The organism is Paludibaculum fermentans, assembly GCF_015277775.1.
Taxonomy (GTDB): domain Bacteria; phylum Acidobacteriota; class Terriglobia; order Bryobacterales; family Bryobacteraceae; genus Paludibaculum; species Paludibaculum fermentans.
In genome coordinates, this window is sequence record NZ_CP063849.1 from 4,731,109 (window position 1) to 4,746,735 (window position 15,627).

A 15,627-nucleotide genomic window follows, 5' to 3' on the forward strand; every position below is an offset into this window, starting at 1 on the left:
CCTAAATCACTACTATCCAACAATGCAAGTACTATTTAGCCTAAATTTGCGCGGCGTTTCGTTGACAGCAAAGCCGCGCCCACCTCGAAATCCCAGCTGCCATCGTCCCACCACGCGTCAGACAGTACGCAGCCCACCGAATAGTCATCATCGCCTTCTTTCGACACATAGACGGGCACCCCTAACTCCGCGGCAAAGGCATAGTCAAAATCGCGAAACAGCGTCTTGGCCTCACGCGCCGCGGACCCTGGATACACCGGGAAACAGACCAGCCGGTCGTCATCGGAAATGGCAATGAGCTGCCGGGCGATCACGCGCCGCCGCTCATCTCGCAGGTAGAGAACCTGCTTGTTCACATCCACCAATGCGGCCACCGCCGATTCGGAGCAGAGTCCCCCCACTGCCAGGCACGAACCCACATACGTGCCCAGCTTCAACACCTCAAATGGATCCTGTTCCAGTTCGATGCGATAGCATCCGGACTCAAAAGGAATCCCCCGCTCCCACACCTCCCTCGCAACACCGGGGTGCTTCCGGTACCACTCGTTTGTGGCCGGGTGCTTCGCCAGGTACGCCGTATCACCGGCCCAATATGCGCGCAGGAACTTCCTCAACCCCCGGCGATTGCTGCCAATCGAGCCGAGCAGCCGCAGCGCATGCTCGCCTTCTCCGGTCATCTCCATCGCCGGCAACCCACGCTGCAAAGCCGCCAAAGCCGCGGCCTCAATCACGCTCAAACGCGTCAACACAAGATTCTGCGACAGCACGCGTTGATAACGCTCCAGCCGCGCCGGCGTCAGCGTGACTTCTCCCTGCAGCCAGGACTTCAACCGGGCCGGCACGGGATTCTCGTAACCATCCCGCAAGTTCTCTGCGATCTCGCGGCACACCTCCTTCACCGGCTTGGCCGTTGGATCTATTCGGAAAAGCGGGTGCCCTCGAGCCTCTTTGACCACTTGCTCCCGCAACGGAGCGCTCATGCTGCCCAGCACCTTCGCCGACCTGCACAGCCGCTTGGGCTCGGCCAGAAAGGCATTCACTATAAACACGGCCTGGAACTTGGCCAGGGCCCCAAGCCCGCGCGCAAGCAGGACGGAGTCGCTGTCGCGTTCGCAAGCCTTCTCCAGCACCTGCAGGCAACGATCCGGAGCAGCCACCAATCGTGCAAGCTCGGTTTCTCTCTCCATCTCGAGGAGCGTCAGCCACGCACGAGCAGCGTTGGAGCCCAGCCCGAAAGGAGTTGCACAGATCCTCGACAGCAGGGTAAACCCCACAGGCAGGCATCTGCGGATCGTGGTGGGATTGTCCCAGTACCACAACCAATCCGCTACGTGCTCCATCCACTTCTCCTGATACTCAGGCCGAACCCCAAGCACCACCTCCTCCATCCGGGCAAGCAGGCCCGCAATGGCGCCCCATTTCCGCTGGGCTGTGCGCTGGGGCATGTCGTATTGCTCCACGCTGACGAGCATCTCGAAATACCGCGACGCAGCGGGAATCGCAAACTCCCTCCACCTCGAGCGTGCGATTGCTTCGGCCAGCCCCGCCATCCGGCCGCACATCTCCCACAATGCGGACACCAGCCAGGGAGACAGTTCCAACCGGGCTCTGACTTCCCTCACCACTTGCTCGGGAAAAGCGGAACATTGTCCAATCTCATCAAATCGCCGCTGGGGATTGAACTGCGCCGTCAGCCGAAGCCCGGCCATCAAGTAGTCGGAAGACGCGCCACTCGGGGCCGTCAACAACAACTGCTCCAGCCAAACGGCGAGATGCTCATCAGCCACCACCTGGCCGGCTTCTTCGATCGCGCACAGGAGTTCCCTGCTGGGCTTCGCGCTGTGGGAGCCCGTTTCCAATACCAGTTGAAAGAACAGGGGGCGATGAACGGTCGCCAGCCGCCCACTCGCCTCGCCCCACGCGCACGCGCCCTCTGCATCACCCAGCGAAACCAGGCGCGCGAAGGCGGACAGGGCCCTTGCATCAATGCCCAGGCTCAACCGCGAAAACAGCGCGAGCAGCCGCGATTGCTGACGGACCGGCTTCGTCCGTATGGTGGGCCACAGCAGCCGTACAAATGGACCTGGCAGTCGCCAGGGCGCTTTCGAGAACGAACCTGGCTGCAGTTCAGGTTCCAGCCCATCTAGAGCAGAAGCACTGTACCCCGCCTTCAGCAATCGTGCGCGAACACCGCCCAGGAACTGCAGCAGCGGCGCGACCAGGACCGGCAAGGCTCGCGCATGACACAAGTGTGGCCGCACATCCGTTTCCGGCAGCCGCCGCCGCTTCGGAGGCTGGTACTTCGTACCCCGGTACGCTCGCGGATTCGCCGCCGTGGCTCGCACCGGAACCTCTGTCTCCGACCACCCGGATGGCAGCGGATCAACCACCCCGGCACTCGGCAACTCCGGCACCGTCTCCAGCAGCACGACCAGCACGTGAAAGAGAGTCTCCGCATCGGCAGCCCTCACCACGCCCAGCTTCTGCCACGATGCCAGCAGACGATCCCGCGCCGGACAAAGCGCACTCCTCACCAGCGAGAGCTCGACGGGAACAACAACGAAAGGCCCGGCCCCACTGCCAGCGCGGGTCCTCCTGCAAATTTGCGCAAAGAGGCCCTTTTTGTTGCGGACGACGGAAACCACTCGCTCCGCACCGTCATCCTTCCATCCGCCTGTGCCTCGCTTACTCATGCCCTCTCGAAGCGTACCGGATTGATCCGGGCGTCCGCATCACCGCAACTTCCGGATATCGCCCCCGCCCCCTCATCCCTTACCGTCAATCCATGCACAGAACAGTCGACCCCACCGTGCTCTACTTCGGCACCCCAGTCGCTCTCATCAGCACCTTGAACCCCGACGGTTCCCCCAACCTCGCACCCATGTCTTCCGCCTGGTGGCTCGGCTGGACCTGCATGCTCGGCCTCGGCCAATTGAGCCAGACCTCCGGGAACCTCATCCGCACTCGTGAATGCGTCATCAACCTTCCCTCACAGAACCAGGTCTCCGAAGTCGACCGCCTCGCCCTCACCACCGGCCGCAATCCGGTCCCCGAACTCAAGCTCGGCTGGGGCTATCGTCACGAGCCCGACAAACTCGGAACCGCCGGTCTCACTGCTGTCGACTCCGTCTCCGTCGCACCCCCGCGCGTCGCCGAATGCCCCGTCCAGATGGAAGGCATCGTCCACCACCACCGCCCCTTCGGCAAGAACGTGAACGCCAATGTTTTCGAAGTCCACATCGTGAAGTTGCACGTGGAAGAAAGCCTCCTCATCGGGAACGGCTCGCGCGCGCACATCGATCCCCTGCGCTGGCAGCCCCTCATCATGAGCTTCTGCCGCTTCTTCTCGCTCGGGGGCGAAGTCCATCCCTCGCGCCTCGCCGAGTCGGACTTCATGAAGTTCATGCAGCAGGGCGGAGGCGCGCAGCCAATGCGGCGCTGACTAGCGCTCGCTCTTGCCATCCAGCAGGTGCGTCGATGTAGCCGGGCCGAGCACGCTCCAATCCTGCAGCGCCCACACGACCTTTTTCTTCGCATCCACTTCGATCAACTGCACCGTCTGCGGCCACTCCGCCTGCGGACGGCTCCCACACCAGTTGTTGATCAACGTATGCCCGTTCGCCAGACGCGAGACCTCCTGCACCGTGAGCAGCGGGATCCCCGGCAGATCACCCTTTTCGATCGCCCACACCGTCTCGCCCTTCCGATTCACCTCGCGCACATAACCCTGCTGGTTCCCACTGATCAGCGTGTTGCCGTTCTTCAGCCGCACCGCGGCCCACGCCGACGGAGCTTCCACACTCCATACGGTCTGCCCCGCGGCGTCGTACTCCACCACCTTGCCCAAATCCATGTGGGCCACCAGGAAATGCCCGTCCGCCGTCAACCGGATGTGCCGGAACTGTCCGTGCACTCCATCCGGATTCTTCGTCGGCAGCACCAGCTCCTTCTCCACCTGCCCCGTCGACTTGCGCAGGATCAGCGCCTTGGCCGGATTCCCATTCTGCATGACCAGTACACGATCCCCGTCCACCGGCCACGCCGTGTGCATCTCGGTCTTCGGCGGCGCGTCGTAGTTCCAGACAATCTTCTTGTCCGGAGTAATCTCGCTCGCGCCAAACTGACGCGAAAACAGGATGTTCCCATTGGGCAGCATCGTACAATCGCCCAGCTCGCCACGCAGCGGATTTGTATACGACCACACCACCTTCCCGCCACGGATCACATGGATCACCTGGTCCGTCAGGCTGCGGTTCTGCCACTCTCCGCAATAGAGGAAAGAATGTTGCGCCAACCCTTTCCCAGGCAATCGCGGCCCGGACGTCTGCGCACCGGCCACCAACGGCAGCGCCGCCAATATCAACCTCACGGAGATCGAAGCAGCCATGAAGCCCTACCTTCCGCAATGATGCAAACCGCCGTTATTGTATAGCGTCCCGATCCCCATCACTTTTCGATTGACACAAGACATCAGGCATATGCATACTACCCCTAACGATATTATGCCTAAGAAAGAAATGCCTGCCGGAGCCCTTGTCCTCCTCATCCTCCGCGTCCTTCGCTCCGGACCGCTTCATGGCTACGCCATCGCCCAGCGCATCCACACCCTCTCCTCGGAAGTCCTGCACGTCGAGGAAGGCGCACTTTACCCCGCCCTCCAGCGCATCCTCCTGCAAGGCTGGGTCACCTCCGATTGGGGCATCTCCGAGACCAATCGCAAGGTCCGTTTCTACGAACTCACGCCCGCCGGACGCCAGCAACTCGAAGCCGAAATGTCCGGTTACGACCGCGTCCACGAAGCCATCCAGGCCGTCCTGCGCACCGCATAGGAACCCGACCAAATGGACAAGCTCCTCCGCCGCCTCCGCTACCTGCTGAACCGCCGCCGCTTCGACGACGAGCTCGCCAACGACCTCGAGTTCCATCGCGAAATGGCCGCGCTGGCGGGCGGCAAGCCCGTCGGCGATCCGCTCCGGCTCCGCGAAGAGGCGCGCGAAGCCTGGGGCTGGACCTGGATCGACCGCCTGGGCCAGGACCTCCGCTACGCCACACGCCTTCTCCGCAAATCGCCCGGCTTTACTTGCGCCGCCATCCTCATCCTGGCCATCGGCATTGGCGCCAACGTGGCGGCCTTCGGCTTCTTCAACCTGATGGTGCTGCGCCCTCTGCCCGTCCGGGAACCGGCCACCCTGCTCCATTTCCAGCGCCAGGCGCCCGCCGGCTACGCCTCAGTCCTGCCTTACCCTGAGTTCGACTTCTTCCGCCGGCACACCACGACGCTTTCCGGCCTCATCGCCCGCAGCCGCGGGTCTCTCCAGATGGAAGGCGATGAGAAGCCGCTCAAGGTGCACTTCGTCTCCGCCAACTTCTTCACGGAGCTCGGAACCTCCGCCACCCTCGGCCGCCTGCTCGACCCCACGCGCGACGAGGCCGCCGGAGCGGATCCGGTGGTCGTGCTCAGCCGCGGCTTCTGGCAGCGCCGCTTCGGCGCAGACCCGTCCCTGCCCGGCCGCATCATCCACCTCAACGGCAAGCCGGTCACCGTCGTCGGCGTAGCCTCGGACGAAACCAGCAGCCTCGCCCTCGAAATACCGGACCTGTGGATCCCGGTCACCCAGCATCCGCACCTCGTCGCGGGCAGCAAACTCCTGACGGACTACTCCGTCGAATCCGCCGGCGAAGAGGTCTGGGGCCGCCTGAAGCCAGGGCTCACGCCGAAAGCCGCCGAGGAAGAATTGCGATCCCTCGCGGCCGCCCTCCGCGCCGAACACCGCGAGGGGATCTGGGAAAACGAGACCCTGCCCAGCGAACCCGGCGGCTACGTCACCAGCATCCTGGGCCGCGCCCATCACGGCACCGGAACCAAGGATCCCAGCGAGATCGTCCCCGTGGCCAGCCTCATCGTAGCCCTGGTCCTGCTGATCCTGGCCGTCGCCTGCGGCAACCTGGGCAGCCTGCTGCTCGCCCGCGGAGTCGCCCGCGAGCGCGAGATCTCCATCCGCGTCTCCGTCGGCGCCGGCAGCGCCCGCCTCATCCGCCAGTTGCTCACTGAGAGCGCGTTGCTGGGCCTGCTCGGCTCCGCCGCCGGCCTGGGTGTCGGCCAGCTCATCATGAGCGGACTCATGTCCGCCACCAGCACCCCCGCCTGGCTGGACCCTTCACCCGACTGGCGCGTCCTGCTCTTCTGCGCCTCCATGGGCCTTTTCTCGGCCCTGCTGTTCGGCGTAACCCCAGCCTTCCAGGTCGTCCGCCAGCGCCATCGCGCCACACGCACCCGCCAGATCCTCATCTCGGCCCAGGTCGCGGCCAGTTGCGTCCTCCTCATCGTCGCCGGACTCCTCGTCCGCGCGCTCACCCATGCCTCAGCGGACCCCGGTTTCGAATACCGGCAGGTCGTCACCATCGACCCGGAGCTCGGCAATCACAACTATTCGGCCGCCCAGGCCCGCACCTACCTCGACACCCTTCAGGGCCGGCTCCGCAGTCTGCCCGGAATCGAGGCCATCTCCTTATCGTCGGCGCCGCCCTTCGGGAACAAGACCATCACCATGGGCTCAGAGTTCGACGGACGCGTCCTCAAGATCCGCATGAACAATGTCGATCCGCTCTACTTCGAGACCTTGCGCATCCCGCTCCGCCGCGGCCGCAACCTCGCCGCCGGCGACCCCAATTCCCTGGTCGTCAGCCAGTCGCTGGCCGAACTCGCCTGGCCCGGACAGGACCCCCTCGGCAAGCCCTTCGACGTCGCCGGCCGCCAGCACACCGTCGTCGGCATCGTGGCCAATGCGCATGTCACTTCCCAGCAGGACAAATCCGCCGCGGAAGCCTATTTCCTGGCCACCGAGGCCGATCTGCCCTCGATGGTCGTCCTGGTCCGGACCTCCGCCAGCCCCGAATCCCTGGTCCCAACCCTCTCTTCCCTCGCCAAGGCCCTCGATCCCAGGGTCATGCCCGACGTCCAACTGATGAAGAACTCCTTCCAGCGCCGGCTCCAAGGCACGCAGTATGGCGTCCTTTCGGTCGGCATCCTGGCCTTCATCGCCCTGTTCCTCGCCTGCCTGGGCATCGTGGGCCTCATCGCCTACGCCGTCTCCCAACGCACCAAGGAGATCGGTATCCGCATGGCCCTGGGCGCCCGGCCGGCCAACATAATAATGACCGTGATGCGCCAGTTTGCCCAGCCCGTTGGCATCGGCCTCCTCATCGGAGCCGGAGCGGCCGCCGCCCTCTCCCAGGTCCTGCGCAAGATCCTCTTCGGGCTCGGCCCGCTCGATCCCGTCGCCTACTTCAGCGCCATTGGACTTTTTACCTTGACCGTCGCCCTCGCCTCGCTCTTCCCGGCCCGCAAAGCCCTCCGGGTCGACCCGATGCAGGCCCTGCGCAACGACTAGCCCGGCCGGTCACAAAGCAGTTACACATTTGCCCGTCGAGAACGCCCGGACCGAACTTCGCGTTGTGCGATCATCGAGTCTGATGCGCCGAGTCGTCACCATGGAGGATGTACCCCGCGAGGGGGTGCTCCACGTCCCTCCCGGCGCCATCTTCACTCCTTCGGCCCGCGATCTTGCCGCCGAACGCGGCATCCAGATCGTCGAACTGGCGTCCGAGGAGATCGCCCGGCTGGTCCAACCTGACAAAAAGATCGCCATTGGCTCCGACCACGGCGGCTTCCAGATGAAGCAGCACCTCAAACCGGTGCTCGACGAACTGGGCTGGACCGTCATCGATATCGGCGTATTCGAGGAAAAGGCCGCCGACTACCCCGACATCGCCCACGCCGTGGCCAGGCTCGTGGCGGAAGGCAAAGCGGCCCTCGGCATCCTCGTCGATGGAGCCGGAATCGGCAGCTCCATGGCCGCCAACAAGGTGCCCGGAATCCGCGCAGCTCTATGTTATGATAGGGCTTCCGCTCGGAACAGCCGCGAGCACAACCACGCCAACGTGCTCACTTTAGGAGGGCGAATGCTCACCGAAAGCCAAGCCGAGGACGTGCTCCGTACATGGCTCGCCACACCCTTCGGCGGCGGTCGCCATCAGGGCCGAATCGACAAGATTACTGAAATCGAACGGGCGTATTCAACGTGGAACGCGCAGAACTCGAAAGCATAGCGGCGGCCATCGCCGAACAGATCCTCGCCGGCGCCGGCGGCACCCCGGCCGCGGCGGCGTTGCCCTCGTTGAAGCCCGGCAACCCGGTGAAGGGCCGCGAAGGCCTGAATGAGTCGGAAGACGTCTGCCCCGGCTGCGTCCAGCGCTGCGCCCAGATGTGCGCGTTGAAAACAAAGAACATCATCTCCGCCGGAGCCGACCGCGTCTCCAGCAGCGAAAAGCTCACCAAAATCGACCCCAAGATCGCCGCCCTCATCGACCACACCATCCTGAAGCCCGAAGCCACCCGCGCCGAGGTGCTCAAGGTCTGCCAGGAAGCCAAACAGTACAACTTCGCCAGCGTCTGCGTGAACCCCCACTGGGTGCCGCTGGTCGCGGCCGAGCTCAAGGGCTCGCCCGTGAAAGTCTGCACTGTCATCGGTTTCCCGCTGGGCGCCACCTCCACCGCCTCCAAAGTGGCTGAAACCGAGATCGCCGTCCGCACCGGAGCCCAGGAGATCGACATGGTCCTCAATGTCGGTGCGCTGAAGAGCGGCGACCACGTCGCTGTGAAGACCGACGTCCAACTCGTCGCCGAGGCCTGCCACCGTCACGGCGCCATCCTCAAGGTGATCCTCGAAACCGCGCTGCTCACCGACGAGGAAAAGGCCATCGCCTGCGCGCTCTGCAAGGTCGCCGGAGCCGACTTCGTCAAGACCTCCACCGGCTTCTCCAAACACGGCGCCACCGCCAACGACGTCGCCCTCATGCGGAAAGTCGTCGGTCCTGAAATGGGCGTCAAAGCCTCCGGCGGCATCCGCACGCTGGAAGACCTCGAAACCATGTATACCGCCGGCGCCAGCCGGATCGGAGCCAGCGCCAGCGTCAAAATCGTAGAGGCCACGGCTCGATAGCTCCATGGCCGTCACACGCAAAACCCGGGTTCGCTTCCGGGAGCGGGCGGAATTGCTCGACTTCCTGCTGGAGGTGTCCGCCGCCACCGGCGAGACCCTCGACCTCGAACGCCTGATGGAGAACGTCTCCAACATCGTTCGCCAGGTCATCCCGCACGACCTCTTCGCCATCCTGCTCTACAGCGAACGCCGCCGCGGTCTGCGCATCCGCTACTCCCTCGGCCATCGCCACGAGATCGCCCACAACCTGTTGATTCCCCTGGGTGAAGGCCTCACCGGCACCGCCGCCGCCACGCGCCAGCCCGTGATGACCGGCAATGTCGAGGAAGACAAGAACTACCTGAGCGCGCTCGACGCCGTCCGCAGCGAACTCGCCGTCCCCATGCTCGCCCGGCACAAGCTCGTCGGCGTCATCGACCTCGAATCCACCACGCCCGACGCCTTCTCCGCCCAGGACCGCGCCCTGCTTCAGCTCATTGCGTCCCGCGTCGGCGCCGCCATCGACAACGCCCGCCTATACCGCCGCGTTGAACGCCAGAACAAGACCCAGCGCGCCCTCGGCCACATGGCCCACGAGTTCTCGTCCATCCTCAAACTGGACCAGCTCCTCGTCAAAATCGCCAAGAGCGTCCGGACCCTCATCAACTTCGACGCCTTCATCGTCCTGCAAGTCGACGAGGACCGCAAAGAGCTCGTCAGCCTCTTCAGCCAGCGCTACGACAAACGCGTCCAGATGGAGAGCCTCCCCATGGGCAAGGGCATCACCGGAGCCGCCGCCGAATCGCGCCAGCCCGTCCTCTCCCGCGACACGTCCACCGACCCGCGCTACATCGACTCCCACGCGGGCATCCGCAGCGAGGTCGCCGTCCCCCTCATCGTCAAGGACCGCGTCATCGGCGTCATGGATCTCGAAAGCGAGCGCGTCGGCTACTTCAACGAGGACCACGTCCGCACCCTGTCCCTCATCGCCCCTTCGGTCGCCATCGCCATCGAGAACGCCCGGCTCTATGAGGAACTGGAACGGCGCGAAAAGGCGATCCAGGAGGACCTCGAGGCCGCCCACGAAGTCCAGTCGATCATGATGCCGCAGGCCGCGCCGGACCTGCCGGGCCTCAGCGTCGGCGTCCGCATGAAGCCCGCGCGCCTGATCAGCGGCGATGTCTTCGACTTCTTCGAATACTCCGACGACCACACCATGCTCGCCTTCGGCGACTCCAGCGGCAAAGGCGCCGCAGCCGCCCTCTACGGAGCGCTCTTCAGCGGCATGCTCCGCGGCGCCGCACCCCGCCGCCGCAGCCCGGCCCAGCTTCTCAAGTCGCTCAACGACACCCTGATGGAGCGCCAGGTGCCCGCCCGCTATGTCACCCTGCTGGTCATGCTGTGGCGTGCAGTCGAAAAGAAGTTCATCATGGCTAACGCTGGCTCCACCACCCCGCTGGTCTGCCGCGGCGGCCAGATCCTCCAGCCTCATGCCGCCGGTGTGCCCGTCGGCCTGCTGGAGAACATCGAGTACGAGGAGACCGAGTTCCAGGCCAAGAGCGGCGACGTCTTCGTCCTCTTCAGTGACGGCGTCCAGGACCAGGGCAACCCGACCGGCGAGGAGTACGGCCGCCGCCGGCTGCGGCGCTTCCTCGAAGCCCGCTGCTGCGACCCGGCCCAGGAGATCGCCGATGGCCTGCTGGCCGACATCGAGGAGTACCGGGAAACCACGCCGGTGCACGACGATCAGACGGTCATCGTCCTCAAAGTAATCTGACCGCAGAGGGGCTCAAACACTTATGTTTCAACCGTTCGAATACCGCGAAGGTGTCCTCTACTGCGAGGGCGTGGAGCTGTCCAAAATCGCCGACCACGCCGCCACGCCCTGCTACGTCTATTCGGCGCGCGCCATCCTCGATCGCTTCCACTCCTACGACCAAGGCCTCTTCGGCATCCCCCACCGCGTCTGCTACGCCGTCAAGGCCAACAGCAACCTGAGCCTGCTGAACATGCTCGCCCAGGCCGGCGCGGGCTTCGACATCGTCTCCGGTGGGGAACTGCACCGCGTCCTCAAGGCCGGCGGCGACCCCGGTAAAGTCGTCTTCTCCGGCGTCGGCAAAACCCGCGAGGAGATCGACTCCGCCCTCCAGCTCGGCATCCACAGCTTCAACTGCGAGAGCGAAGCCGAAATCGCCCTCATCAGCTCCCTCGCCTCGCGCCTGGGCAAGACCGCGTCCATCGCCCTGCGCGTCAATCCCGACGTCGACGCCGCCACCCACCCCTATATCTCCACCGGCCTGAAGGAGCACAAGTTCGGCATCGACATCGCCGAAGTCGAGGGCGTCTACCAGCGCGCCGCCGCGCTGCCAGGCATCTCGCTCGACGGCGTGAGCTGCCACATCGGCTCCCAGTTGCTCGACCCCGCCCCGCTGCTGGAAGCCGCCACCAAGATGCTCGCCCTGGTCGGCCGCCTGCGCGCCAAGGGCATTGCCATCAAGGAGTTGGATCTCGGCGGCGGACTGGGCGTGCCCTACCATGCCGGCGATCCGCGCCCCGACGTCGACACCTTCCTGCGCAAGATCCGCCAGCTCGTCGACGGTCACAACCTGTTCCTGATGTTCGAACCCGGCCGCTCCGTCGTCGCCGAGGCCGGTGCGCTCGTCTCCCGCGTGCTCTACCGCAAGAAGAACGGGGAAAAGGAGTTCGTCATCATCGACGCCTCCATGACCGAACTCATCCGTCCGGCCCTCTACGAGGCCCACCACGAGATCCTGCCCTTGCGGAAGTCGAAGTTCGGCACCGTGGTCGCGAACATCGTCGGACCCGTCTGCGAAAGCGGCGACTTCCTCGCCGAGAACCGCGAAGTGGCCAATGTCCTGCCCGGTGACCTGATCGCCATCATGACCGCCGGAGCCTACGGCTTCGCCATGGCGTCGAACTACAACTCACGGGTACGGCCGTGCGAGATTCTGGTCGAGGGAGACACCTGGCGCGTCATTCGCCAACGCGAGACGCTGGATGACCTGATTCGCGGGGAAGAACTCTAGAGCAGCTTCTTGATCGCCGCTTCCAGTTCGGTGAGGTTTACCTCGCCGAAGAACGACCGGACCTTCTTGCCGGTCTTGTCGTAGAGGAACGACGCGGGCAGCGCGCCCGACCATTTGGGATCCAGGCCGGCGGCAAATTTGTCGTCGTCCTTGGCCCGCCGGATGTACACCGGGGCCGGCACCTTGGTCTTGTCCAGGTACGCACCGGCATCCTTCGCCTGTTCGGGCTCATCCGCCGAGATCGTCGCCAGTTCGAACCCCTGGGCCTTCAACCGGGCCGCCAGGGCCACCAGTTGCGGCATCTCCTTGCGGCACGGCACGCAGTAAGTCGCCCAGAAGTTCACCAGCAGCACCTTGCCCTTCGCCGGCGCCACCACCTTGGCGGTGTAGGTCGCTTCGTCGACAGGCTTCAGGTCGGCCGCCAGAACCGGAACGGCAGCCAGCAGCAGGGTCAGCAGGATGCGTCGCATGGTGCCGTCCTTACTTCTTATCGTCTGACTTCTTGTCCTCGGCCTTCTTCGGCTCGAGCTTGAGGTTCACCACCGCGTCCAGCCGAGTGTCGAAGATCGACAGCGAACGCGAGGGGCTGGCAAACTCCTTGTAGTCCGCCTTCAGCTCGTAGTCGGTGTGCGTCGAGAGGTTCTGGAACTGATACTTGCCGCCGTCCTGCGTGATGAACGACTTCACCTGCAAGCTCTTCAGGTTCTTCAGCTGCACCACGGCACCCACCGCCGGAGCCCCATCTTCAAGGGACACAACGCCTTCCACGTTCCGCACATTCGGGTCGCGCGACTTCGACTTCTTCTGGTTCGTGAACTGGAAGGCAAACAGCGACGCGGCCAGCAGCGGCAGCAGAACAAAGAGACGGCGATTCATGGTGAACTCCTATTTAGACTCCGGCGCAGCCTCGGGTTTGAGCTGGAAGTACACATCCAGCCGGTCCGGACTGTCGTTCACGTCAACAACCTTCTCTTGTTGGACGTGGCCGCGGGCCTTCACGGTGACAAGATACTGAGCCTTCCGGGGCGGAACGTAGAAGGCAAACTCGCCCCGCGCATCGGAAACCTTCTTCTGGAGCTTGGGCGCCTTCCCCCCTTCGGGCCTGGTCTTCACCGTCAGGGTCACTTCGGCGCCGGGCAGGGCAAAACCGGGCTCCCGGAACACGGTTCCAGCAACCACGGCCGATTCAGAGGGCTTGTCTCCGGCCCCGAGAAGACCGGCAGGCAGAATCGGCGAGAGAGCCAGCAGCAGGAGCAGGACAATCAGCCTAGCGCCAATCGTCGTCTTCCTCCTCCTCTTCCTCTTCCTCGTCTTCCTCATCGTCTTCCTCGTCGAACTCCTCGTCGAACTCTTCGTCGTCGAAGCCTTCGCCGTCAGTTTCCAGTTCGAGGGGATCGACGGACGAGACTACGAAGTTCTTCCCACACTCTTCACAGAGGACGGATTCGCCTTCGTCCAGTTCGTCCTCTTCAACGTCGATGGCAGCGCCACATTCTGGGCAGTCGATCATGGCTGATTCTCCTCAAAGGAAGGCAAGCGCTTCAAGCGTCAGAGTGAATTGTCGCCAAAGTGCTTGTCCTAATGCAACGGGGAACTTAGTGGGCGTACAGGAGCCGCTCGCGCTCTTTGTTCTCCGCTTCCTCAATGCCCTTGCTATGCGCATCGAGAGCCGCGGATGACACAGTCACAATCGTCGTCTCCATGTCCTCCCAGGTCGAAATCATGTGCTCGAGATGAAGACTCGCCAGACGCCCGCACCATGCGTCGGTCAGCTGTCTTCCTCTGCGTGCGGCGGCGGCCAGAAGGTCGGTGTGCATCAAGGCCACTACCACCTCACGCTTCTCCTCGCCGTCGGTGATGTAATACTTGCAATCCACGGCGTCGCAGTGGCGGATGGAGATGGCATTCTGCTGCCACCGGAACTCGGCCTGCCACACGCGGCCAAATGGATCGGTCACTTCGAATCGGCGGAAGTTCTCTGGCATTCAGTTTTTATCCTAACGCAAAGGCCGCCATCGGCAAGGGTGCCGAGGCGGCCGGAGCAAAACTTTAAAAAACTAACCTGTAGCCTGGGGCTTAGATCAGGGAGTTGTGCCGCACATGCGACAGGAACTCGTCCCGTGAGTCCTTCCGCTGCCGGAAGGCGCCCAGCATGGCCGAAGACGTCGTCGAGGAGTGCTGCTTCTCCACACCGCGCATCATCATGCAGAAGTGGCGCGCTTCGGTGATGACCCCCACGCCCACCGCGTCCAGCACCTCCTGCAGGCATTCCGCGATCTGCTGCGTCATCCGCTCCTGCACCTGCAGGCGGCGCGCAAAGACGTCGACAATGCGCGGGATCTTGCTGAGCCCAATGATCTTATTCTTCGGAATGTAGGCCACGTGGGCCTTCCCGTAGAACGGCAGCATATGGTGCTCGCACATCGAAAAGAACTCGATGTCCTTCACCACCACCATCTCGTCGCACTTCTCGTTGAAGATGGCGCCGTTGACGATCTTCTCGATGTCGGCCGTATACCCACTGGTCAGGAATTTCAGCGCCTTCTCGGTTCGCACCGGCGTCGAGAGCAGCCCTTCCCGTTGCGGGTCTTCTCCCAGCGCGCGCAGCACTTCCTTCATGTTGGCTGCAATGACCCCCTCATTGCCGGCGGTTTCGAGCCGCTTGGGTTCCAGAACCTTAACTAAAGCTTTCGATGATTTCATCGCGATGACTTTCCTGAGGCGCCGGGACCGGCGCGACCACTTCAAAGATGTTGCGTTTGGTTTCCCAGATTCTAAGCTTTTCGAACCGCGCCGGATGCCCCGCAAAGGCAATCGGCCAGGCGGCCGCCAGACGCCGCGCCAGCACCTCCGCCAGCACCTCGGTCGTCGGCACCAGCGTCGCAAATTCAGCCACTTCCGCGTTGAGGTTGCGCCGGTCGAACTGCTTCAGCACCACGGTTTCGACAAACTGGTCCAGCGCGTCTACCGAAACTGCACGTCCGCGCACAGGATCGATCTCTTCCCGTACACACACGTCCAGCGTGTAGTTGTGCCCGTGGCCGTAGGGATTATTGCATTTTCCGTACACTTCCCGGTTCTCCGCGTCGCTCAGCAGTGGAGTGTGCAGGCGATGTGCGGCCGAGAAGCGGTAGCGGCGGACCAGGCGTACGTCAGGCATGGCGAGGCTCAGCTCAGCGCCCCTCATACTCGACGAAAAGATCGTCGGTCTCATACAGCCGGATGGCGTGCAGCCGTCCAGGCCCCGCCGCGAAATGCGGCTGCAGTCTACGCCAGATCTCCACCGCCAGGTTCTCGGTCGTCGGCACGACGGAATCGAAAGGCGGAACCTCGTGGTTGAGGTGGCGGTGATCCATCGGCTCCACCACTTCGCGCTCGAGAATCTGTTTAACTGCCTTTAGATCCACCACCATACCCGTAACCGGGTCGGGCGCGCCTTCCAGCGTCACTTCCAGCGAATAATTGTGGCCATGACCATGCGGATTCGCGTCGGCGCCATACAGCGCCGCGTTTTCAGCCTCGGATAGGTCCTGGTTGTAACAGGAGTGGGAGGCGGAGAATTCGACCTTGCGGGTGATCCACATGACAAAAATGCTGCC

At 63.7% G+C, this 15,627-nt stretch carries 17 protein-coding genes; 7 read left to right on the plus strand and 10 right to left on the minus strand.

The window, feature by feature from the left end:
• Positions 1–35: 35 nt before the first annotated feature.
• Positions 36–2,534, minus strand: coding sequence for a hypothetical protein (locus IRI77_RS18545; RefSeq protein WP_194453515.1), 2,499 nt, complete (start codon positions 2,532–2,534; stop codon positions 36–38).
• 251 nt (positions 2,535–2,785) lie between these two features.
• On the opposite strand from IRI77_RS18545, the gene IRI77_RS18550 reads away from it, so the two are divergent.
• Positions 2,786–3,442 carry a flavin reductase family protein gene (locus IRI77_RS18550; protein WP_194453516.1) on the plus strand — a complete coding sequence of 219 codons (657 nt, stop codon included), beginning with the start codon at positions 2,786–2,788 and terminating at the stop codon, positions 3,440–3,442.
• Here IRI77_RS18550 and IRI77_RS18555 read toward each other — a convergent pair whose 3' ends face one another.
• Positions 3,443–4,294 carry a beta-propeller domain-containing protein gene (locus tag IRI77_RS18555; RefSeq protein WP_194453517.1) on the minus strand — a complete coding sequence of 284 codons (852 nt, stop codon included), beginning with the start codon at positions 4,292–4,294 and terminating at the stop codon, positions 3,443–3,445.
• Positions 4,295–4,502: 208 nt separating this feature from the next.
• On the opposite strand from IRI77_RS18555, the gene IRI77_RS18560 reads away from it, so the two are divergent.
• The 6 genes from IRI77_RS18560 (at position 4,503) to lysA (ending at position 12,028) form a co-directional block, all read left to right on the plus strand.
• Entirely contained in the window at positions 4,503–4,829 is a 327-nt protein-coding gene (locus IRI77_RS18560) for a PadR family transcriptional regulator (protein ID WP_194453518.1), read from the plus strand.
• A gap of 12 nt (positions 4,830–4,841) precedes the next feature.
• Positions 4,842–7,391 (plus strand): ABC transporter permease, encoded by a 2,550-nt coding sequence (locus IRI77_RS18565; protein WP_194453519.1) that lies wholly within the window; start codon positions 4,842–4,844, stop codon positions 7,389–7,391.
• An 82-nt stretch (positions 7,392–7,473) separates the two neighbouring features.
• A complete protein-coding gene (gene rpiB, locus IRI77_RS18570) occupies positions 7,474–8,109 on the plus strand; it encodes a ribose 5-phosphate isomerase B (RefSeq protein WP_228486195.1) in 636 nt (211 codons plus the stop codon).
• A gap of 230 nt (positions 8,110–8,339) precedes the next feature.
• On the plus strand, positions 8,340–9,002 hold the full coding sequence (gene deoC, locus IRI77_RS18575; RefSeq protein ID WP_407674118.1) for a deoxyribose-phosphate aldolase: 663 nt from the start codon (positions 8,340–8,342) through the stop codon (positions 9,000–9,002).
• A gap of 4 nt (positions 9,003–9,006) precedes the next feature.
• Positions 9,007–10,758, plus strand: coding sequence for a GAF domain-containing protein (locus tag IRI77_RS18580; protein ID WP_194446542.1), 1,752 nt, complete (start codon positions 9,007–9,009; stop codon positions 10,756–10,758).
• A gap of 22 nt (positions 10,759–10,780) precedes the next feature.
• A complete protein-coding gene (gene lysA / locus IRI77_RS18585) occupies positions 10,781–12,028 on the plus strand; it encodes a diaminopimelate decarboxylase (RefSeq protein WP_194446543.1) in 1,248 nt (415 codons plus the stop codon).
• On the opposite strand, the gene IRI77_RS18590 is transcribed toward lysA, so the two are convergent.
• From IRI77_RS18590 to IRI77_RS18625, 8 genes are all read right to left on the minus strand, one after another.
• Entirely contained in the window at positions 12,025–12,498 is a 474-nt protein-coding gene (locus IRI77_RS18590; RefSeq protein ID WP_194446544.1) for a TlpA family protein disulfide reductase, read from the minus strand. The two genes, lysA and IRI77_RS18590, sit on opposite strands and share 4 nt — an antisense overlap.
• 10 nt (positions 12,499–12,508) lie before the next feature.
• A complete protein-coding gene (locus IRI77_RS18595; protein ID WP_194446545.1) occupies positions 12,509–12,904 on the minus strand; it encodes a carboxypeptidase-like regulatory domain-containing protein in 396 nt (131 codons plus the stop codon).
• Positions 12,905–12,913: 9 nt separating this feature from the next.
• Positions 12,914–13,348 carry a carboxypeptidase-like regulatory domain-containing protein gene (locus IRI77_RS18600; protein ID WP_194446546.1) on the minus strand — a complete coding sequence of 145 codons (435 nt, stop codon included), beginning with the start codon at positions 13,346–13,348 and terminating at the stop codon, positions 12,914–12,916.
• On the minus strand, positions 13,296–13,538 hold the full coding sequence (locus IRI77_RS18605; RefSeq protein WP_194446547.1) for an MJ0042-type zinc finger domain-containing protein: 243 nt from the start codon (positions 13,536–13,538) through the stop codon (positions 13,296–13,298). The genes IRI77_RS18600 and IRI77_RS18605 overlap by 53 nt, the downstream gene beginning before the upstream one ends.
• An 85-nt stretch (positions 13,539–13,623) precedes the next feature.
• Positions 13,624–14,013 carry a hypothetical protein gene (locus IRI77_RS18610; RefSeq protein WP_194446548.1) on the minus strand — a complete coding sequence of 130 codons (390 nt, stop codon included), beginning with the start codon at positions 14,011–14,013 and terminating at the stop codon, positions 13,624–13,626.
• A 91-nt stretch (positions 14,014–14,104) separates the two neighbouring features.
• A complete protein-coding gene (gene folE, locus IRI77_RS18615) occupies positions 14,105–14,659 on the minus strand; it encodes a GTP cyclohydrolase I FolE (protein WP_194453710.1) in 555 nt (184 codons plus the stop codon).
• Between the two features lie 46 nt (positions 14,660–14,705).
• Positions 14,706–15,188 carry a 6-carboxytetrahydropterin synthase gene (locus IRI77_RS18620; RefSeq protein ID WP_194446549.1) on the minus strand — a complete coding sequence of 161 codons (483 nt, stop codon included), beginning with the start codon at positions 15,186–15,188 and terminating at the stop codon, positions 14,706–14,708.
• Positions 15,189–15,201: 13 nt separating this feature from the next.
• Positions 15,202–15,612 (minus strand): 6-carboxytetrahydropterin synthase, encoded by a 411-nt coding sequence (locus IRI77_RS18625; protein WP_194446550.1) that lies wholly within the window; start codon positions 15,610–15,612, stop codon positions 15,202–15,204.
• Between the last annotated feature and the right edge of the window lie 15 nt (positions 15,613–15,627).